Origin of the sequence: Microbacterium sp. gxy059, assembly GCF_050958665.1 — a bacterium.
Taxonomy (GTDB): Bacteria; Actinomycetota; Actinomycetes; order Actinomycetales; family Microbacteriaceae; genus Microbacterium.
Genome location: NZ_JAMXWT010000018.1, coordinates 1 through 19,558, shown reverse-complemented (window position 1 = coordinate 19,558; position 19,558 = coordinate 1). Strand labels below are relative to the sequence as shown.

Sequence of the window (19,558 nt, the reverse complement as noted above, 5' to 3'; positions counted from 1 at the left end):
AGGGGACCGGTCGCGCTTCCGCAGGCGAAACACCCTCTTAATGGAATCGATGATCCATCGAAACCTCGCCTTCCTATGGTTTCAATACGACATCGAAACATGCGAAGGAAGGTGTGCAGTGACGACTCGAAACTCACAGGCCGAAGAAGTCGGTCGGCGACTGAAGGAAGACGGAGTGCGCTTCGCGATCGCCGGCTACACCGACCTGCACGGCAACCTCAAGGGCAAGGTCGTTCCGATCGACCACTTCGTGCAGATGGCCGGGGGATCCGAGCTGTTCACCGGTGCGGCGCTCGACGGACTTCCCCAGGAGGTCAACGAGGAGGAGCTGTCCGCGCACCCCGACCTCGACCGCGGTGTCGTCCTGCCGTGGCGGCCCGACATCGCGCTGTTCCCGTCCGAGCTCTTCGTAGGAGACGTGCCGTTCCCGGCGTCGACTCGGAACATCCTGGGACGTCAGATCGCGGACGCCGCCGAGATGGGTTACACGTTCAACCTCGGCGTCGAGACGGAGTTCTTCGTCTTCCGGCAGGGTGACGACGGACCTGAGAACGTCAGCGACCGAGATGACCTGGGCAAGCCGTGCTACACGATCCCGTCCCTTCTCGACAACCTCGGCTGGCTCGGCGAGCTCGTCGATCACATGAACACGCTCGGGTGGGATGTCTACTCGTTCGACCATGAGGATGCGCAGAGCCAGTTCGAGATCGACTTCGCGTACTCCGACGGAATGACCATGGCGGATCGCGTCGTCACGTTCCGCACGATGGCCAACGAGGTCGCGCGGAGTCACGGGGCGTTCGCGTCCTTCATGCCGAAGCCATTCGCCGACCGCACCGGTTCGGGCGCGCACTTCAACATGTCGCTCGCCGACCCCGAGAGCGGGCAGAACCTGTTCGAATCGGTCGAGGACCCGCGCGGGGCCGGGCTCAGCGACATCGGATATCACTTCGCCGCGGGGATCGTCAGGCACGCGGCCGCGATCTCCGCCGTGATCGCCCCGACCGTCAACAGCTACAAGCGCCTCGTGCGCCAGGGCAGCATGTCGGGGTCGACCTGGGCGCCGATTTTCGCATCCTGCGGCAACAACAACCGCACCAACATGCTCCGGATCCCGCTCGGCGGGGGACGCGTCGAGTGCCGCGCCGTCGACTCCGCCTGCAACCCGCACCTGGCGGCCGCGCTGCTGCTGGCAGCGGGACTCGAAGGGATCAGGGAGAAGCTCGAGCTCGAGCACTTCCACACCGACAACCTGTACGAGGTCGACCAGGAGGACTACGAGGCCCGCGGTCTGAAGCTGCTGCCGCGCACCCTCGAGGAGGCGATCGACGCCTTCGAGGCCGACCCGCTGACGGAGGCCGTCTGCGGTCCCGAGTTCCGGCGGTCCTTCATCGACTACAAGCGGGGCGAGTGGGAGTCCTACGTCACCGCCGTCACCGACTGGGAGCGCGCGCGCTACCTGACGTTCTTCTGATCCGCGTGCATGACGAGACGAGGTGACGAGCAGATGCATCGGAACGACGGAACGGCCGAGACGTTCGCGCTCGGAGACGTGGTCCTCGAGTCCGGCGAGACCCTCGCGGGCGGTGTCCTCGGATACCGGTGCGCGGGTGCGCTCTCCGAGGCGCGAGACAACTGCGTCCTGCTGTTCACTTATTACACCGGCACCGATGCGAGCTACGAGCCGTGGATCGGTCCCGGGAGGGCGCTGGATCCCGACCGCCACTTCATCGTCGTCGTCGACCACCTGGGCGGCGGGGTCTCCTCGTCGCCGTCGAACGTCGCGGACGCCGGGGCCTTCCCGCGGATCGACGTCGCCGACACCGTCTCCGCGGCACGCGCTCTCCTCGTGCACCTCGGGGTGCGGCACGTGGCCCTCGCCGCGGGATGGTCACTGGGCGGCATCCACGCCCTCGAGTTCGCGGCGAGCCACCCCGGTCTCGTCTCGTCGGTTCTCGCGGTCTGCTCCGCCGCGCGGTGCGCGCCGATCAACAGGGTCTTCCTCGACGGGGTCGAGTCTGCGCTCGCCGCGGATCCGGACCTCGCGGTCGCGGATCCGCAGCGGCCTCCCCTCGCCGGGCTGGACGCGTTCGGGCGCGTGTACGCCGGGTGGGCCTACTCGGAGCAGTTCTTCGCCGAGCGCATCTACGAGCAGTTCGGCTACGCCGACGCGGGCCACGTCCTCGCCGAGTGGGGTCGAGATCATCAGCGGATGCACGCCGGGGATCTTCTGGCGAGTCTGCGGATGTGGCGGCAGGCCGACATCGGGGCGGCGCGCGGCGGCACGGAGAGGGCGCTCGCCGGTCTCGACGCGCGGACGATCCTCATGCCGTCGACGACCGACCGATACTTCACGGTCGCCGAGAACCGCTGGGAGGCGGAGCATCTGCCGAACGGCTTTCTGCGGGCGCTGGACTCGCCGCTCGGCCACATCGCCGGGAGACCCGGCATCCGCGAGCAGGAGCAGGAGCAGGTCGACGAGTGCCTGCGCGAGCTCGTCGACGGATGACGGAAACCGACACCACCATGACGGAAGAGAGGAAGAGCATGTCGCTCAACGTTGTCGTCGCCGGTCTGCCGAAGGCGGTGCAGGATGCGCGGGACCCTGACGAAGGCATCTGGCTCACCGAAGATCAGAGGGCGCGTATCGAGGGGGTCGCAGCCGACGTCCACCTGGAGCACATCCCCGTCTCGGAGCTTCACGCGGGGCGCCGGCCGCAGCGGCCGCCGCAGGCGATCATGGTGGAGACGAGCGGCGAGAAGGCGGGGATCGAGGGGGAGCAGGGCATCCTGCGGCTCCCCGGTCTCGAACGGCTGATCACCCCCGAGCTCCGGCTGATCCAGTCCATGAGCGCGGGCGTCGAGCACCTCGTCGGTCTCGTGCCCGAGGGCGTGACGCTCGCCAACGCCTCCGGCGTCGCCGCGAACGCGATCGCGGAGACGGTGATCTCCGAGATCCTCGCCGACGCCAAGATGCTCCGGGAGCGCTGGGCGAACCACGACGCGCACAGGTGGCAGGAGCTCCCCGCGCGGGAGCTGACGGGATCCACGATGACGGTCCTCGGGACCGGTCACATCGGCGCGCGCACGGCGCGGCTCGCACAGGCCTTCGGCATCCGCACGCTCGGCATCAACCGACGAGGGAACGCCGTCGACGGATTCGACGAGATCGCGACGGCGGGTGCCCTGCATGACGCTCTGGCGGAGTCCGACTACCTCGTCATCGCCGCGCCGCTGACCTCCGCAACCGCCGGGATCGTGGACGCCGCCGCGCTGAACGCGATGAAGGCGGGGGGGTGGGTCGCCAACGTCTCTCGCGGCGCCGTGCACGACTCCGATGCGCTCGTCGCGGCGCTGCAGAGCGGCCACCTGCGCGGAGCCCTCATCGACTGCCACGTGCAGGAGCCGCTCCCCGCCGACGACCCGCTCTGGGACGCACCGGGAGCCGTGGTGCTCCCTCACGACTCCCACGCGTCGCAGCTCCTCGGAGACCGGCAGGTGGATCTGTTCGTCGACAACCTCGGCCGCATGGTCGCCGGCGAGCCGCTCCGCAACGTCATCGACCCTGCACGCGGGTACTGACCGCCCCCGAGCGAAGGAGAAGGAACATGAAGATCGGATTCATCGGGCTGGGCGTCATGGGCGGGCCCATGGCGGGACATCTGCTGCGCGCCGGCCACGACCTGACTGTCCATACGCGTTCGCAGGAGAAGGCCGATGAGCTGGTCGCGGCCGGCGCGGTCTGGGTCGACGCGCCGCGCGACATGAGCGACGTCGACGTCGTCATCACCATGCTGCCGGATTCCCCGGAGGTCGAGGAGGTGCTCTTCGGCGAGGACGGCGCGTCCGGATCCCTGCCCGCGGGTTCCCTCGTGATCGACTGCAGCACGATCGCGCCTGAGGCGGCCACCCGAATCGGCGCGCGGCTCGCTGAACGCGGGGTGCTGTTCGTCGACGCTCCCGTCAGCGGGGGCGAGACCGGGGCGATCGGCGGGAACCTCGCCGTGATGCTCGGAGGCGAGAGCCGCGCCGTGGAGCTGGCGCTGCAGGTCCTGGAGCCCGTCGCCGCCGCTGCCGCGCACGTCGGGCCGGTCGGATCGGGGCAGCTGGTGAAGGCCGCCAACCAGATGATCGTCGCCGGCAACATCGCGCTCGTCGGCGAGGCGCTCTCACTGCTCGGGCGCGCGGAAGTCGATGTGCCCGCGGCCCTCGAGGTGCTCGGCGGAGGCCTCGCCTCGAGCCGTGTGCTCGAGACGAAGGCATCCAAGATGCTCGAGCGTGACTTCGCGCCGGGCTTCCGGATCGACCTCCACTACAAAGACCTGCGCATCGCTCTCGCCGCCGCCGATCAGGCCGGCATCGCCGCGCCGGTCACGGGCGTCGTCGCCCAGCTCGTCGTGGCGCTGCGCGCTGCGGGAGAAGGCGGCGAGGACCACGCCGCGCTGATCAAGGCTGTCGAACGGCTCAGCGCGATCCCGGCCGATGGGCACTGACATGAGCACCGGCTCGACGACGCAGCACGCAGAGACGAAGGGAACGATGATGCGCACCGCACTGATCTGCGGAGGAGGGGTCGCGGGGCTGTCGTCCGCGCTCTCCCTGAAGAAGAAGGGCTGGCGCGTGCGCCTGTTCGAGAAGGAGTCGGAGCTGCGGACGGCGGGCGTCGGGCTGAACATCTGGCCGAACGGGGTCCGGGTGATCGACGAGCTCGGGCTCGGAGACGAGTTCTTCTCATTCGCCGCCTCTATGCGCAGATGGTGGGCGCTGGACAGCGACGGCACGGTCGACGCGGACATCGACGTCAGCGGGTGGGAGACCGAACTGGGCGCCCCGATCACCGGCGCGCGTCGGCGCCGGCTCAACGCGATGCTCGCGGGAGCGCTCGACCCCGGCGACATCGTCTACGACATGAACGCCGTCGGATACAGCCAGACCCCCGACGACGTCACCGTTCACTTCGCAGACGGAAGCAGCGAGACGGGAGATGTCCTTCTCGGGGCCGACGGCATCGGATCCAGGATCCGCAACGCGATGCGGGGCGGGCCTCCTGAGTTCACCGAGCGGGGCGTCGTCCGCTGGCGCGGCGTCTTCGAATGCGCAGCGGCCGGGGTCCCGAACGACGTGCAGGCTGACGTGTTCGGGGCCGAGGGGCACTTCGGGTGGATCCCGATCGACGCGACGCACGCCTACTGGTACGGCACGCTCGGGGGAGTATCCGATGTCGAGGCGTTCTCGGGGATCTGCGGCACCTGGACGAACACCCCGGTCCCCGCCATCATCGCGAGCAGCGAGCCCGACACGATCATCGGGCGCGAGATCGCTCACTACCGCCAGCACCTCTCGCGGTGGGTCGACGGTCGCGTCACCCTCATCGGCGACTCGGCTCACCCGATGTATCCGGGAATGGCCCAGGGCGCGAACCAAGCGCTCATCGACGGCCAGGCGCTTGCCGCGCACCTGGAGTCCGCGTCGGACGTTCCGGGAGCGCTGCAGGCGTTCGAGCGCGAGCGGATCCCCGTCACGAACAAGATGGTCGAGTACTCGCGGCTCCACTTCGACTTCGAGCGCACACGCGAGGAGTACCGCACGGCGGGGAGCAACCTGCAGATCGACCGGTATCTGGAGTTCGAGTCGTGACGACCACTGCCATCGCCGTCGCGACCAGGGGAACCCGCGCGATGAGGGTCCCGGGGCGGATCCTCCTGCCCATCGGCTTCATCCTGATCGTGCTCGTGCTGCAGGAGCTGCTCACCCGCGGCGGGATCCTGCCAGCCGGCTACTTCCCGCCCGTCTCTGCGACGCTGGCCGCACTGGCTGCGGAGCTCACCGGTTCGACGCTGTACGGAGCGCTCTTCTCGACCCTCACGACGTGGCTCATGGCGCTGGTCACGGCCCTCGTGCTGGGGACGGTGTGCGGCGTGATCCTCGGGCTCGTCGTCCCGCTGGAAGCGCTGCTTCGCCCCGCGATCGAGTTCCTCCGCCCCGTGCCGTCGGTCGCGCTGATCCCTCTCGTCGTCCTCACCCTCGGAACCGGCTCCGAGGGCGCGCTGTTCCTGGCGGTCTTCGCGGCCTTCTGGCAGGTCCTCATCCCCGCGATCGCCGGCGTGCGCGCCGTGCACCCGACGGCGCTCGACACCGCGCGGTCCTACAGCTTCACCGCCTGGCAGCGGGTGCGGTGGATCCGGCTGCCAGCCATGCTCCCGCACCTCGCGACCGCGACGCGACTGGCCACGTCGACCTCGCTCATCCTCGTCGTCACCGCCGAGATCATCATCCAGATGCCCGGAATCGGGTCGGAGATCACGATGTCGCGGACCACGGGGAACCCGCCGCGGATGTACGCCTACATCATGCTCAGCGGCGTCGCCGGGATCGTGCTCAACACCGTGGTCCGACGGGTCGAGAAGCGGCTCTTCGCCACCCATGGACTCCAGGAGGAACGATGAGACGGATCCTGACCGCGCTCGAAGGGCGACGATCCCGGGCGATCCTCTCGTTCATCGGGGCCGTCGGCGCCATCGCCGCGTGGTTCCTGCTCTCCCGAGGCAGCGAGAACCCCTACTTCCCGCCCCTCGAGGCGATCCTCGCCGAGGCGTGGTCCACGTGGACGTCTCCGGAGGGGATCGGGCACATCGGCGCGAGCCTGCGCACCCTCGGCGCCGGCCTCGGGATCGCGGTCCTCTGCGGAATCGTCCTGGGTCTGGCCGTCGGCCAGTCCGCTCTCGTCGAGCGCACGGTCTCTCCGACGCTCGAGTTCGTGCGCGCGATCCCCGCCACGGCGCTGTTGCCGTTCGCGATGATGCTGTTCGGCGTGAGCAGCGAGATGAAGATCTTCCTGATCGCACTCGGCTGCGTGTGGCCGATCCTGCTGAACACCGCTGATGGCGCGAGGAGGATCGACAGCACGCTGCGTGCGTCGGCGCGCACGTTCCACATCGCCGGGATGCAGAAGCAGCTCTACGTCGTCCTTCCCTCGGTGCTTCCCCGGATCCTCGTCGGGATCCGCCTCGCGATCCCGCTCAGCCTCATCCTCATGGTCACCAGCGAGATGGTGGGCGTCCATCAGGGGCTGGGTTTCGTCATCACCCAGGCCCAGGCGACCTTCAAGCTGCTCACGATGTGGTCGGGGATCCTCGTGCTCGGTCTGCTCGGATTCCTCCTGACCTTCCTCTATTCCCTTGTCGAGCGTCGTCTCCTCCGGTGGAGCGACCCTCTCGGGCAGCACGGGGGAGCGTGATTCCCATCTCGCCGAGATGAAACCTGTTCGTAGCACCGCGGACGTTCACCGGGAACGTGCTGCATTTAAAGTTTCGATAATGCATCGAAAACAGATGCGGAAAGGTATCGACCATGCTCGTCATCTCCGATCTCGAGAAGACATATCCGGGCAAGAACGGGGGCTTCACTGCTGTCTCCGGGATGTCCTTCACCGTCAATGAAGGGGAGATGTTCACCATCGTGGGCCCCTCCGGCGCGGGGAAGACGACCCTCCTCAGGTGCATCGCCGGGCTGGACGACGCCACGGGAGGATCCGTGGTCTTCGACGGGGAGGACGTCGCGGGCCCGCCCCGGGATTTCGCGGTCGTCTTCCAGGACTACGCGCGTTCCCTCATGCCCTGGATCACGGTGGCGAAGAACGTCGAGCTGCCGCTGATGAAGAAGGGCAGCGAACCGGCGGAACGCAAGGAGAGGGTCGCCAGGGCGCTCGAGGAAGTCGGGCTGGCTGGCGCCGGAGAGAAGAAGCCCTTCCAGCTGTCGGGCGGGATGCAGCAGCGGGTGGCGATCGCACGTGCCATCGCCTACCGCCCGCGCGTCCTCGTCATGGATGAGCCGTTCGCATCGGTCGACGCGCAGACGCGCTCGGACCTCGAGGACCTCCTGCTCCGCGTGCGCGAGGAGACGGGCACGACGGTCGTCTTCGTCACCCACGACGTCGACGAGTCCGTCTATCTCAGCGACCGCGTCGCGATCGTCACGCGTTCTCCGAGCCGAGTCGCCGAGATCGTCGACATCCCCCTCCCTCACCCGCGAGATCAGATCACGACGAAGTCGCTCCCGGAGTTCGCAGAACTCCGCGCGCATGTCTTCGGGCGCATCCGGGCGATGGTCCGCGACTCCGCGCTCGCCAGCGCCTGAACACCACACCGAGAACTGGAGAGAACGATGAACATTCGAACGTCGCGCGCCGGCACCGTCATCGGCGCGCTCGCCGCATCCGTGCTTCTTCTCGCTGGCTGCAGCAGCGGCGGCGGCGAAGAGTCCGCTTCGCCAGGAGAGGGCGGAGAGCTCGTCGACGTCAAGGTCGGCACGATCCCCGCCATCCTCAGCGCGCCCCTGTTCGTCGGGATCGAGGAGGGGATCTTCGAAGAGCATGGGCTGAATGTCGAGGTGAACTTCGCCGACGGAGGGGCGGCTGTGATCCCGAGCGTGCTCAGCGGAGAGAATCAGTTCGGCTACTCGAACGTGGTCAGTCAGCTGGCCGCGATCGACGAGGGGCTCCCGCTCCGGTTCGTGCAGGCGTCGTGGGCGCCGTGCTGCGAACCCGACGAGGACGATCACGGCGTGCTCGTCCTGCCCGACAGCGGGATCGAGACGCCGGAGGACCTCGAAGGGGCGAACATCGCGGTCAACACCCTGAAGAACATCGGCGAGGTGGAGATCCGCCGCGCGCTCGACAAGCTGGGCGTCGATCACTCCGGGCTGACATGGACGCAGATCCCCTTCTCGGACATGGGCGAGGCGCTCGAACGCGGGGACGTCGACGCGATCTGGGTCTCGGAGCCGGATCGCACACCGGGCCTGCAGAAGGGATGGACGCAGATCCTCGGCCCGGGCGTCGAGTCCTTCCCCGACGTGGTCTCCGGCTATTACTCGACCTCGCAGCAGTACGCGGAGGAGAATCCGGAAGTCGTGAAGGCATTCCGCGATGCGCTCGCCGAGGTCAACGAATTCTCGGAGGAGAACCCCGACGACGTCCGGAGGATCGCTGCGGAGGAGATGGGCTACGACCTCGATCTGATCGCCGAGGTGAACCTCCCCAAGTTTCCGGTCGAGCGCGACGTCGAGGGTCTTCAGGAATACGGATCGGCGGCCGCCGAATACGAGGTCATCGATGGCGAGCCCGAGGACTACGAGGCGCTCTTCATCGATGGGGAATGAGACGGTGGGAGCCTCCTTCGCCGCATCTGGCGGAGGAGGCTCCCACAATACCAAGGCGACGGGCATTTCATCGCGAACGATATGATCGACGGCATGGGGAGAACCGCGACGTTCGGCGGTCGCCCGCGCAGGAGCGGCGTGGTGACGGATGATCCGAGAGCAGACATCCTCGCGGTCGCGGCGGACCTGTTCGCCGCGGAGGGCTTCAGCGCCACCAGCATGACGGGCATCGCGCGTGCGGCGGGCTTGCGCCAATCGTCCTTGTACTACTGGTTCCGTTCGAAGGATGACATCCTCCGCGCGATCATGGACCAGAATCGCGTGTCGCTGGCGGCAGCCAGACGGCTTGCGGGGGGCACAGGGCCGGCGGCCGTCCGCCTGTACATCGTGCTGTATCGGGACGTCGTGCAGATGTGCTCCGCACCCCTGAACTTCTACGACCTCGAAGAGGCGGCGAAGCAGCAGCCCGCTGTCTTCTCGGGTTTCCAGGAGGACTACGAGGAGCTCTTCAACGGATTGACGAGCATCGTCGAGGACGGTGTGGCGTCGGGTGAGCTGCGGAACGACGTCCCCGTCGCGGAGTTCGTCCGGGCGGCGCTGAGCCTCAACGAGGGCAGCCAGCATCGGTTCCACGTGAGCGGCCCGCACCGGTCGGACATCCACGAGTACGCCGCTGCGGCCGCGAGCCTGTCGGTGCGGGCTGCGCTCGCCGACGCGGATGCGCTGGCGAGCGTTCGGGAAGAGGCGAAGGCGGGGATCGGCGGCGTACGCGCCGTGGTCGACACAGCTGACGCGGGCATCGCACGGGAGTGATGCCCGGGCTCCGGTATCGCCCGGGTTCCGGTATCGCCCGGGTTCCGGGGAGGTCCCTCTGCCGCTGTCCTGACCAGCGAGTGCGCGGCGCCGCGACCCGCCCGGCGCGCCGACTCGGAGCGGATCCATACATTCGGCCGCGAGGCGCGCGGGGACGCGGATCGGCGGCGGCGCCGATCAGCCGGCCAGCCCCAGGGGATCGCCCGCGTCACACGCCGGACATCTGCGACCCGCTATCGTCGGGGCACTGGTGCGATCGCGATCCACCCGGCACAATATGCGGGACGGTCGCGCCGAGGCGATCTGAAAGGGAGCACCCATGCAACGGAGCACGTCGCTCTTCCTGTTCTCCGCCGGAGCGCTGGCTCTGACGATCGTCTGCGCGGTCTTCTCCTTCGAGGCGGGGCTGCTGGCCGACGAGGCCGCTGTGCCTGGCTCCGTCTCCGCTCCCGTCCTGGGCGCCGGCATCGCCGCGCTCGGCGCCGCCGTGTTCCTCGTCGTGCGCGGCCTCGCGTTCTACGCGACGGAGCGGGTCGAGGACAGGCGCGCCGTGCACGCCTCCTGGACCTCCGCGCCCTGACGCGCCCGCTCCGCGAGCCTGCGCCGCCCCGACCCGCCCCGGCGCGCGGAGTAAGGTGGGGCGGGTGATTCGCGCATGATCTCGGCGCTCAAGGCCCGCGGCCCGCGAGCCCTCGTCGTCTTCCTGGCCATCGGCCTCGTCTCGGGCTTCATGTCGGGGCTGTTCGGCGTGGGCGGAGGCACCGTCATCGTGCCGCTGCTCATGACGTTCGCGCTCTTCGGCCAGAAGCTCGCCTCCGGCACCTCCGGCGCGTCGATCGTGCTCACCGCCGCGGTCGGCGTCATCAGCTATGCGGCGCACGGCCAGGTCGACTGGCTCGCGGCGCTCCTCCTCGCGATCGGCGGCGTCGTCGGCGCTCCGCTCGGCGCCCAGCTGCTGCACCGCCTCAGCGAGTCCGTCGTGCGCTGGGTGTTCGTCGGCTTCCTCGTCGTCGTCATGGCGAGCCTGTTCTTCATCGTCCCCGACCGCTCGGCGGGCGTCGACATCACCGTGTGGACGGGCGTCGCCCTCGTCGCGGTCGGCGTCGTCACGGGCATCCTGTCGGGCCTCATCGGCGTGGGCGGCGGCGTCATCGTCGTGCCGGTGCTCATCCTCGCGTTCGGATCCAGCGACCTCGTCGCGAAGGGCACCTCGCTGCTCATGATGATCCCCACGACCCTCTCGGGGGCGTGGCGCAACGCGAAGAACCGCAACATCGACGTCGTCGCGGCGGGCGTCGTCGCCCTCGCGACCGTCGTCACGACCCCGCTCGGCGCGATCGTCGCGGGCGTCGTGGATCCGTTCCTCGCGAACATCCTGTTCGTCTGCTTCCTGGTCGTGATCGCGGCGCAGATGGCGCAGAAGGCCATCAGGGCGTCGCGCAAGAAGAAGGAGGACTGACATGTCCGTCGATCCCGATCTCGCCTCCCGCGAGTTCCCGCCGACGCCCCCGTACCTCGTGGGGCGCGAGAAGGTGCGCGAGTTCGCGCGCGCCGTGTTCGCGGACGCCCCGCAGCACGTCGACGTCGACGCGGCCCGCGCCGCCGGCTACGCCGACGTCGTCGCGCCGCCGACGTTCGCCATGGTCATCGCCGACCTCACCCTGCAGCAGCTGCTCGGGGATCCCACCACGGGGGTCGTGCTCGAGCGCGCGCTGCACGTCGACCAGACGTTCCGGTACACGCGGCCGATCGTCGCGGGCGACGAGCTCACGGGCCGGCTGCGCGTCACGCGCGTGCGGGCCATGGGCGACGGCGCGATGGTCACGAGCGAGACCGACGTCGTCGACGCCGACGGCTCTCCCGTCGTCACCACCGTCTCGACCCTGCTCATCGGATCGGAGGACTGACATGACCTCTCTCGCAGACCTCGCGAAGGGCGACGTCGTCGCCACCCGCACCGTGCACCTCACCCGCGAGTCGCTCGTGCGCTACGCGGGCGCGTCGGGCGACTTCAACCCGATCCACTATCGCGACGACGTCGCCGAGCGGGTCGGCCTGCCGGGCGTGCTCGCCCACGGCATGCTCACGATGGGCATCGGCGCATCGGTCGTCACCGAGTGGATCGGCGACGCGGGCCGGATCGCCTCGTACACGGTGCGGTTCACGAAGCCCGTCGTCGTGGATCCCGAGGAGGGCGCCGACGTGTCGGTGACCGCGACGGTGGGCGCCGTGAACGACGACGGATCGGCGCGCATCGACCTGACGGTCGCCCACGGCGAGACGAAGGTGCTCGGCAAGGCGCAGGTCGTCGTCCAGGCGGAGGCGGCGTGACCGAGATCGACCCGATCCTGCTCGCCGAGCTCACCACCATCGGGGTCGGCGCCGCCCCGCGCCGCATGGTGGACGCGGCCTCGCGCGACGAGCTCGTCCAGGCGCTGCGCGACGTGTGGGCGTCGGGCGACGACTGGCTCGTGCTCGGCGGCGGCTCGAACCTGCTCGCGGGCGACGAGCCGTTCGACGGCACGGTCGTGCGGATCCTCACCACCGGGTTCTCGCCCGTGGACGGCGCGCCGGAGGGCTTCCAGCGCGTGCGCATCGAGGCCGGACAGAACTGGGATGCGTTCGTCGCGTGGACGGTCGAGCAGGGGCTCGCAGGCGTCGAGGCGATGAGCGGCATCCCGGGAACAGCCGGCGCCGCGCCGATCCAGAACGTCGGCGCCTACGGCCAGGAGATCGTGCAGACCCTCGTCTCGGTCGATCTCCTCGACGAGTCGACGGGCGAGGCGCGCGAGGTGGCGGCCTCCGAGCTCGGGCTCGGTCCGCGCACCTCCGACCTCAAGCGGCACTACGGGTCGGCGCCCGCGCGCAGCGCCGTCGTGCTCGGCATCACGCTCGACCTCGCACGCGCCGGCACGGATCCGCGCCCCCTGGAGGATCCGCGCCTGCGTCAGGCGCTCGGCCTCGACGGCGCGCGCAGCGCGGGCGAGGACGGCTCGGGCGCGGTCTCGCTGTCGTGGATCCGGCGCACCGTGCTCGAGATCCGCGCGTCCAAGGGCATGGTGCTCGACCCCTCGGATCCGGACACTCGCAGCGCGGGGTCGTTCTTCAACAACCCGATCATCGCGGCCGAGATCGCGCGCGAGCTGCCCGAGGGGTGCCCGCGCTGGCCGGTCGACCCCGACGAGGACCCCGTGCAGGTGATCCCGCTCGCGACCTGGGACGGCACGCTCGCGCCGGTCAGCACCGCGCCCAGCCGGGTGAAGGTGAGCGCCGCGTGGCTCATCGAGCAGGCGGGGCTGACGAAGGGCTTCGGCCTGCCGGGTTCGCGCGCGACCCTCTCGACGAAGCACACGCTCGCGCTCACGAACCGCGGAGGGGCGTCTGCCGCCGAGATCGGTCAGCTGGCGCGCTTCGTCCGGGCCCGCGTCGCCGCCGAGTACGGGCTGGAGCTGAACCCGGAGCCGGTGTTCGTGGGGGTCGAGCTGTAGCGCGCCCGCACGCGAGAGGCGCCCGTCCGGATCCCCGGGCGGGCGCCTCTCGTTCGTCGGCGGGTCGTCAGGCGAACAGCTGCTGCAGGCGCCGGACGCCCTCGAGGAGCTGGTCATCGCCGAGCGCGTACGACAGGCGCAGGTAGCCGCTGGGGCCGAAGGCCTCGCCGGGCACGACGGCGACCTCCGCCTCGTCGAGGATGAGGTCGGCGAGCTCGAGCGAGGTCTCCACGCGGCGACCGCGCCACTCGCGGCCGAGCAGCCCCCGCACGTCGGGGTAGACGTAGAAGGCGCCCTCGGGCGTCGGGACCGTCACGCCGTCGATCTTCTGCAGCTCCGCGACGATGAGCCGCCGGCGGCGATCGAACGCCTCGCGGAACGCCTCGGCGTCGTCCTGAGGGCCGGTGAGCGCGGCGGCGGCCGCGCGCTGGGCCACGTTGTTGACGTTGCTCGTGAGGTGCGACTGCAGGTTGGCGGCGAGCTTCATGGCGTCGGCGGGGCCGACCATCCAGCCCACGCGCCAGCCCGTCATGGCGTAGGTCTTCGCGACGCCGTTGAGCAGGATCGTCTGCGCGGCGGCCTCGGGAACGGCCTCGACGATCGACACGGCGCGCACGCCGTCGTAGGTGAGGTTCTGGTAGATCTCGTCGGTGAGGATCCAGATGCCGTGCTCGACGGCCCAGCGGCCGATGGCCGCGGTCTCCTCCGGCGTGTAGACGGCGCCTGTGGGGTTCGACGGCGACACGAACACGATCGCCTTCGTCTTCTCGGTGCGGGCCGCCTCGAGCTGCTCGACGGTGACGCGGTAGCTCTGCTCGGCGCCGGCGAACACGGGCACGGGCACGCCGTCGGCGAGCTGGATCGCCTCGGGGTACGTGGTCCAGTACGGGGCGGGCAGCAGCACCTCGTCGCCCGGGTTCAGCACGACCTGGAACGCCTGGTAGACGGCCTGCTTGCCGCCGTTGGTGACGACGATCTGGTTCGGCTGCACCTCGAGCCCCGAGTCGCGCGCCGTCTTCTCCGCGATGGCCTGCTTGAGGGCGGGCAGCCCCGCGGCGGGCGAGTAGCGGAAGTTCGCGGGGTCGTCGAGCGCCGCGCGCGCCGCGTCGACGGCCGTCTGCGGCGTGGCGAAGTCGGGCTCGCCCGCCGCGAACGAGATCACGGGGCGCCCCTCCGCCTTGAGGGCCTTGGCCTTCGCGTCGACCTTCAGGGTCGCCGACTCGGCGATGGCGGAGATCTTGTCGGAGAGCGGTGCGCGTTCAGTCACGCCACCAGGGTAGCGTCGCGCGGCCCCCGGTGCCGCGGATCCGTCGTGAGCCGTTCCCGAGGGATCCGCGCCGGCGTTCAGTAGCACTCTCCGTGTCGGAAGTCCCAGCTGGGGAACGAACGGGCGAGGTGCGACATGATCCGGTCGATGTCGAGGCCCGCGCGGATCACGACGGGTGCGGGAGTGACCGAGCGCTCGCCGCGCTGCTCGGACACCAGCCGTCCCTCGGCGTCGACGAACGAGACCATCACGCCCTGCTCGTAGCGGGTCTCGGGCGAGGCGTCCGGCTGCACGGAGCGCACGTAGTCGTCGGCGTCGATGACGAGGTCGGCCGCGTCGTCGATCGCGTCTCCGATCCCCGAGACGAGGCCGCGATTGCCGAGCCCCGAGGGGTTCGCGGAGCTGGCGAAGACGATCCGCCGCTCATCCCACAGCGCCCGGGCGATCTGCTCGCCCGGCGCGCCGAAGCGGGCGACGAAGCAGCTCGTGCCGCGGGCATCGGTCGCGAGCTCCCGCGCGTCGTCGTCGAGGAGGGCGAGGCCGGTGTCGGACCAGGGGAGGATGCATCCGAGCAGGATGTCGTCGTCCCAGTGACGCTGGAAGAACTCGTCGATCTCGGGGGTGAGCCGCGCGAGCGTGCGCAGCTCATCGAGTGATCCGCACAGCACGACGGCCGGCTTCGATCGCCTGCGGCTCTTGGCCGCGAACTTGCGCTCGAGGCCGTCGCGGTCCGAGACCATCACGATGTAGCCGACCTTCGTCGGGCTGACGATCATGCCGCCGTCCGTTCGGAGGATGTCGACGGCGTCGGCGGCGAGATCGCCGCTCCAGGGGATGTGGGTGCTCATGGTCCTTCGTCTTCGTTCTCGAAGTCGCGGCGCGACGGCGCGCGGGGTCGAGGGGAGGGCGGGGCGCCCTCCCCTCGGTGCTCACGGCGCGGGGTTGATGACCCGGCCCCAGGTGCTCTTGTTGCCCCAGATGTTCTGCCGCAGCCCCTCGAGCTGCAGGATCTGGCTGTGGTCGACGAAGAAGTTCACCCCGTTGCCGTAGTTCTTCACGTACCACTCGAACACCGGCCCGTCGGCGGCCTCGAACATCACGTTCTCGAGACCGAAGCCGTTGATGATCGAGGCGGCTCCCGTGTTCCAGTCGCGGACGTTCTCCGTGATCCCCTCCGACTCGATCATGATGATCGAGGCGCCGGCGTCGAGGGCGCGCCGGCCGCGGTCGATGAGGTCGCCGACGTCCTTCTTCGCCTCCGACGCGAGCTCCTCCTCGCTCGAGTCGCCGCCGGATCCGATCTGGATGCCGAGCTCGGGCTTGGCCTTGAGACCGGCCTTCACGACCTTGTCGACGAGGCGCAGCAGGCCCGAGGTGTTGAGCATGATGAAGCCCGTCGAGATCTCGATGACGTCGAAGCCGACCTCCTTCGCCTCGCGGAGGTAGTGGTCGACGGCGTCGTCCCCGTAGCGGAGGACCGTCTCGATCCAGCCGCCGGAGGACACGTACGAGCCGTGCTCGTGGGCGATGTCGCTGAACGCGCGCACCTGCTCGGCGGGCAGGAGCGCGAAGGATCCGCCCGCCCACTTGATGCCGTCGACCCAGGGGCCGGCGACGTCGAAGACGTCCTGAAGACGGCGGGTGCCGAAGGTGTCGTAGTAAGGTGCGCGGATCTCGGTGATCCCGAAGGTGCGCGGCTTCGCCGGCCGGTGAGCCCGGGGGACGAAGTTGAAGGAGACGTCGTGCGGGACGGCGTTCGTCATGAGGGGTCCTCTTCTCTCTATCTCTCTTCTGGTGGGGGTCAGCTCCGGCGGATGCTCGAGACGCGGGCGAGGGCGGCGGTGAGGGCGCCGACCGTCTCGTTCTCGAGGTTCTCCACGAGCCCGACGATCTCGTCGCGCAGGGCCTGGTCGGCGAAGGGCGCGGAGAGCGCGTCGAACTTGCGGCGTGCTCCCTCCCAGCTCAGGGGATCCGTGTGGAACCCCTCGTACGAGCTGCGCTCCGCTCGCAGCGCGGATCCGTCGTCGAGGGTCACCTCGAGGTCGGCGGGCATCTCCGCGGGGAAGCGGGCCGAGAAGCCGTCGTCGGGGACGATCTCGACCACCCGCATGAGGCCCTGCACGTCGTCGGCGACGATGCGCTCCGGCGCGTACTGGGCGGGGGAGAGCTCGCCGTCGAGCAGAACGACGGCGAGCATCCAGGGCAGCGAGTGGTCGGCCTCCTCCTTCGTGCGGACCGTGCGCTTGTCTCCCTCCTCGCCGCCGCCGATGATCGCGTGGGCGACGTCGAAGGTGCGCAGCCGCACCCGCGCGATCCGGCTCGGGTCGAAGCCGTCCTGCGCGCGCACGTCCTGTGCGGCGTCGAGGGCCGACTGCGAGTGGATCTCCGCGTTGTGCTTCTTGATGATGCTGAGGCGCACGCGCTCGAGGTCCTCCTCCGCCCAGTCGATCTCGAAGTCTCCGGCGATGGAGTGCTTGAAGCCCTTGTTGCCCTCGAAGACCTCCCCGGGGCCGGTGATGCCGTGCATCGCGAGGAGCGCCGCGAAGACGCCCTCGTTCGACACCTGGGCGTAGGCGAGGCCCTTCCCGTGGCTGAGGCTGCCGGTGCGCGTCACGCGGAGCGCGTTGTTCGCGGTGCCCGAGATCGCGATGGCGTTCGCGATCTGGTCGACGTCGAGCCGCAGGGCCTTCGCGCTCGCGGCGGCGGCCGCGTAGGCGCCCTGCGTCGTGTGGTCGAACCCCTGGGCGCGCACGGGCGCGACGTCGGACAGTCGCGCGTGCACCTGATAGGCGATCGCGAACGCGGTCAGCAGCTCGGCGCCCGTCGCGTTCACGGACTCCGCCGAGGCGAGGACGGCGCCGAAGTTGTCGGAGGGGTGGTTGGTCTCGCCCTTCGCGAGGTACGAGTCCATGAAGTCGAGGTAGCGGCTGAGCGCGCTGTTGTAGAAGGCGGCGCGGTCGGGCGAGGTCTTCCCGCCGCCGATGAGCGTCGAGATGGGCGTGCCCCCGAGGTCGTCGACGAGGCCGCCGATCGCGACGATCGGCGCGGCGTCGAGCGCCCCGATCGCCACCCCGATGGTGTCGAGCACGCGGATCTTGAGCTGCGCCACCGCCTCGTCGCTGATGTCGTCGAACGTCGCGTCTGCGACGAACCGGGCGAGGTGCTGCACTTCGGTCATCGTGATCCTCCTCGGGTCGCGCACTCGTACTTAGGGTGCCCTTGCTTGGCTCCCACGAGACACCCGATTTATCTTGATGTCAAGATACTTTTCGGATTCTTCGGAGAGCGCGCGGCTCGATCCGACATGCGCGGGGGCTCCGCCCGGTTCGCGCCCTCCTGTCGCATGCCGTATGATCGATAGAGCCGTTGTTCGCTGCATTCTTTCGCCGTGCCCGTCGCGGAGAGGGGCTGCGAACAGCGCAGAGACCCCCGGGTCTCTAGGGCGGTAGCTCAATTGGCAGAGCAGCGGTCTCCAAAACCGCAGGTTGCAGGTTCGATTCCTGTCCGCCCTGCGCGTCAGCGCGATGTGCTGACCCACGAAAGGTGACGAATTGGCTCAGGATGCAGCAGGTGGCCCGGCCGCCGCGGGCGCGGCGAAGAAGCCGAACTTCTTCGCGCGCATCGTGATCTTCTTCCGCGAGGTCATCGCCGAGCTCCGCAAGGTCGTCACCCCGACCCGCAAGGAGCTGGTCAAGTTCACGAGCGTCGTGCTCGGGTTCGTCGTCGTCATGATGGCGCTCATCTTCGGGCTGGACACCGTCTCCTCGTGGGTCATCGACATCGTGTTCGGCGTTCCCAGCTAAGGAGAAGCACGTGTCTGAGAAGCACCTCGACGACGCCGACTGGGCCCCTTCGGCAGAGCAGTCGAGCGAAGACGACGAGGCCCAGACCGGCAGCCGGCTCTCGGAAGAGCAGCGCGCCAGCGACGCCGCCGAGCACTCGGCGATGCATGTCGACGACGACGGAGCTCTCGCCGACAGCGAAGACATCTCCATCCAGGATCCGGAGGCAGACGCCATCGTGAACGACGCACTGAACATCGACGAGACGGCCGAGGTCGAGGCCGCCGCCGAGGTCCTCGCCGACGACGCGGCCGAGCAGGCCGAGGAGGTCGCCGCCGAGGCGGAGACCGCCGACGAGCAGCCCGCCGAGGAGGACCCGTACGAGGCCTTCCGCGCCGAGCTGCGCTCGCTCGAGGGCAAGTGGTACGTGATCCACTCGTACGCGGGCTTCGAGCGCAAGGTCAAGGCCAACATCGAGCAGCGCAAGTCGACGCTCGAGGTCGAGGACGACATCTATCAGGTCGAGGTGCCGATGGAAGACGTCGTCGAGATCAAGAACGGCCAGCGCAAGATGGTCACGCGCGTGCGCATCCCGGGCTACGTGCTCGTGCGCATGGAGCTCAACGAGGACACCTGGTCGGTCGTGCGCCACACGCCGGGTGTCACGGGCTTCGTGGGCAACGCCCACAACCCCACGCCGCTGCGTTTCGAAGAAGCCTTCACCATGCTGAAGCCGCTCGCCGAGCTCAAGGAGGCCGAGAAGGCCGCCGCGGGCGACGAGAAGGCGAAAGCCGCGACGTCCGGCCGCTCGATGCCGGCCGAGGTCGACTTCGAGGTGGGCGAGACCATCACCATCAAGGACGGCTCGTTCGCCGGGCTTCCCGGGTCGATCAGCGAGATCAACGCCGCCAGCGGCAAGCTCACGGTGCTCGTCTCGCTCTTCGAGCGCGAGACCCCCGTCGAGCTCTCGTTCGACCAGGTCACCAAGATCTGACGCGACAGCGATCGCGCGGAGGCGGCCACGTCGACGACCTCGCCGTGGTCGTAGT

At 69.3% G+C, this 19,558-nt stretch carries 21 protein-coding genes and 1 tRNA gene; 18 read left to right on the top strand and 4 right to left on the bottom strand.

The genetic code is table 11. The features are described 5' to 3' along the window. Positions 1 to 40: 40 nt before the first annotated feature. The 15 genes from glnT to NHL53_RS10730 all read left to right on the top strand — a co-directional run bounded on the left by glnT (position 41) and on the right by NHL53_RS10730 (position 13,460). Entirely contained in the window at positions 41 to 1,474 is a 1,434-nt protein-coding gene (glnT, locus tag NHL53_RS10800) for a type III glutamate--ammonia ligase (RefSeq protein WP_433776876.1), read from the top strand. A 9-nt stretch (positions 1,475 to 1,483) separates the two neighbouring features. Continuing rightward, positions 1,484 to 2,509, top strand: coding sequence for an alpha/beta fold hydrolase (locus NHL53_RS10795; RefSeq protein ID WP_433776875.1), 1,026 nt, complete (start codon positions 1,484 to 1,486; stop codon positions 2,507 to 2,509). A gap of 38 nt (positions 2,510 to 2,547) precedes the next feature. Next, the gene (locus NHL53_RS10790; RefSeq protein ID WP_433776874.1) at positions 2,548 to 3,582 is read left to right on the top strand and encodes a D-2-hydroxyacid dehydrogenase; all 1,035 of its coding nucleotides are present in this window, start codon (positions 2,548 to 2,550) and stop codon (positions 3,580 to 3,582) included. Positions 3,583 to 3,608: 26 nt separating this feature from the next. Further along, positions 3,609 to 4,493 carry an NAD(P)-dependent oxidoreductase gene (locus NHL53_RS10785; RefSeq protein WP_433776873.1) on the top strand — a complete coding sequence of 295 codons (885 nt, stop codon included), beginning with the start codon at positions 3,609 to 3,611 and terminating at the stop codon, positions 4,491 to 4,493. A 1-nt stretch (position 4,494) separates the two neighbouring features. Then, complete coding sequence (locus NHL53_RS10780) at positions 4,495 to 5,637, top strand: FAD-dependent oxidoreductase (protein WP_433776872.1); 1,143 nt, start codon at positions 4,495 to 4,497, stop codon at positions 5,635 to 5,637. Then, a complete protein-coding gene (locus NHL53_RS10775) occupies positions 5,634 to 6,446 on the top strand; it encodes an ABC transporter permease (RefSeq protein ID WP_433776871.1) in 813 nt (270 codons plus the stop codon). Before NHL53_RS10780 ends, NHL53_RS10775 begins: the two co-directional genes overlap by 4 nt. Further along, complete coding sequence (locus tag NHL53_RS10770) at positions 6,443 to 7,237, top strand: ABC transporter permease (protein WP_433776870.1); 795 nt, start codon at positions 6,443 to 6,445, stop codon at positions 7,235 to 7,237. The genes NHL53_RS10775 and NHL53_RS10770 overlap by 4 nt, the downstream gene beginning before the upstream one ends. A 113-nt stretch (positions 7,238 to 7,350) precedes the next feature. Continuing rightward, positions 7,351 to 8,136 carry an ABC transporter ATP-binding protein gene (locus tag NHL53_RS10765; protein WP_433776869.1) on the top strand — a complete coding sequence of 262 codons (786 nt, stop codon included), beginning with the start codon at positions 7,351 to 7,353 and terminating at the stop codon, positions 8,134 to 8,136. A gap of 27 nt (positions 8,137 to 8,163) precedes the next feature. Further along, positions 8,164 to 9,159: an ABC transporter substrate-binding protein gene (locus NHL53_RS10760; protein ID WP_433776868.1), complete on the top strand. Its 996-nt coding sequence runs from the start codon at positions 8,164 to 8,166 to the stop codon at positions 9,157 to 9,159. Positions 9,160 to 9,240: 81 nt separating this feature from the next. Beyond that, on the top strand, positions 9,241 to 9,972 hold the full coding sequence (locus tag NHL53_RS10755; protein ID WP_433776867.1) for a TetR/AcrR family transcriptional regulator: 732 nt from the start codon (positions 9,241 to 9,243) through the stop codon (positions 9,970 to 9,972). A 319-nt stretch (positions 9,973 to 10,291) separates the two neighbouring features. Next, positions 10,292 to 10,552, top strand: a complete 261-nt coding sequence (locus tag NHL53_RS10750) for a hypothetical protein (RefSeq protein ID WP_433776866.1) — start codon at positions 10,292 to 10,294, stop codon at positions 10,550 to 10,552. Positions 10,553 to 10,627: 75 nt separating this feature from the next. Then, positions 10,628 to 11,431, top strand: a complete 804-nt coding sequence (locus tag NHL53_RS10745) for a sulfite exporter TauE/SafE family protein (RefSeq protein WP_433776865.1) — start codon at positions 10,628 to 10,630, stop codon at positions 11,429 to 11,431. Between the two features lies 1 nt (position 11,432). Next, positions 11,433 to 11,879 (top strand): FAS1-like dehydratase domain-containing protein, encoded by a 447-nt coding sequence (locus tag NHL53_RS10740; RefSeq protein WP_433776864.1) that lies wholly within the window; start codon positions 11,433 to 11,435, stop codon positions 11,877 to 11,879. 1 nt (position 11,880) lies between these two features. Beyond that, on the top strand, positions 11,881 to 12,303 hold the full coding sequence (locus NHL53_RS10735) for a MaoC/PaaZ C-terminal domain-containing protein (RefSeq protein ID WP_433776863.1): 423 nt from the start codon (positions 11,881 to 11,883) through the stop codon (positions 12,301 to 12,303). Beyond that, entirely contained in the window at positions 12,300 to 13,460 is a 1,161-nt protein-coding gene (locus tag NHL53_RS10730; protein WP_433776862.1) for a UDP-N-acetylmuramate dehydrogenase, read from the top strand. The genes NHL53_RS10735 and NHL53_RS10730 overlap by 4 nt, the downstream gene beginning before the upstream one ends. 67 nt (positions 13,461 to 13,527) lie before the next feature. Here NHL53_RS10730 and NHL53_RS10725 read toward each other — a convergent pair whose 3' ends face one another. The 4 genes from NHL53_RS10725 to NHL53_RS10710 form a co-directional block, all read right to left on the bottom strand. Further along, positions 13,528 to 14,727 carry a pyridoxal phosphate-dependent aminotransferase gene (locus NHL53_RS10725; RefSeq protein ID WP_433776861.1) on the bottom strand — a complete coding sequence of 400 codons (1,200 nt, stop codon included), beginning with the start codon at positions 14,725 to 14,727 and terminating at the stop codon, positions 13,528 to 13,530. A 77-nt stretch (positions 14,728 to 14,804) separates the two neighbouring features. Further along, positions 14,805 to 15,575 (bottom strand): L-threonylcarbamoyladenylate synthase, encoded by a 771-nt coding sequence (locus tag NHL53_RS10720; RefSeq protein WP_433776860.1) that lies wholly within the window; start codon positions 15,573 to 15,575, stop codon positions 14,805 to 14,807. Positions 15,576 to 15,656: 81 nt separating this feature from the next. Further along, the gene (locus tag NHL53_RS10715) at positions 15,657 to 16,490 is read right to left on the bottom strand and encodes a phosphosulfolactate synthase (RefSeq protein WP_433776859.1); all 834 of its coding nucleotides are present in this window, start codon (positions 16,488 to 16,490) and stop codon (positions 15,657 to 15,659) included. A gap of 38 nt (positions 16,491 to 16,528) precedes the next feature. Next, the gene (locus NHL53_RS10710) at positions 16,529 to 17,905 is read right to left on the bottom strand and encodes an MmgE/PrpD family protein (protein WP_433776858.1); all 1,377 of its coding nucleotides are present in this window, start codon (positions 17,903 to 17,905) and stop codon (positions 16,529 to 16,531) included. A 261-nt stretch (positions 17,906 to 18,166) separates the two neighbouring features. Between NHL53_RS10710 and NHL53_RS10705 the strand changes: the two genes are divergently transcribed. The 3 genes from NHL53_RS10705 to nusG all read left to right on the top strand — a co-directional run bounded on the left by NHL53_RS10705 (position 18,167) and on the right by nusG (position 19,503). Beyond that, positions 18,167 to 18,239, top strand: a tRNA-Trp gene (locus NHL53_RS10705). A gap of 39 nt (positions 18,240 to 18,278) precedes the next feature. Then, positions 18,279 to 18,530, top strand: a complete 252-nt coding sequence (gene secE / locus NHL53_RS10700) for a preprotein translocase subunit SecE (protein ID WP_433776857.1) — start codon at positions 18,279 to 18,281, stop codon at positions 18,528 to 18,530. Positions 18,531 to 18,540: 10 nt separating this feature from the next. Then, the gene (gene nusG / locus NHL53_RS10695) at positions 18,541 to 19,503 is read left to right on the top strand and encodes a transcription termination/antitermination protein NusG (protein ID WP_433776856.1); all 963 of its coding nucleotides are present in this window, start codon (positions 18,541 to 18,543) and stop codon (positions 19,501 to 19,503) included. Positions 19,504 to 19,558 lie beyond the last annotated feature (55 nt).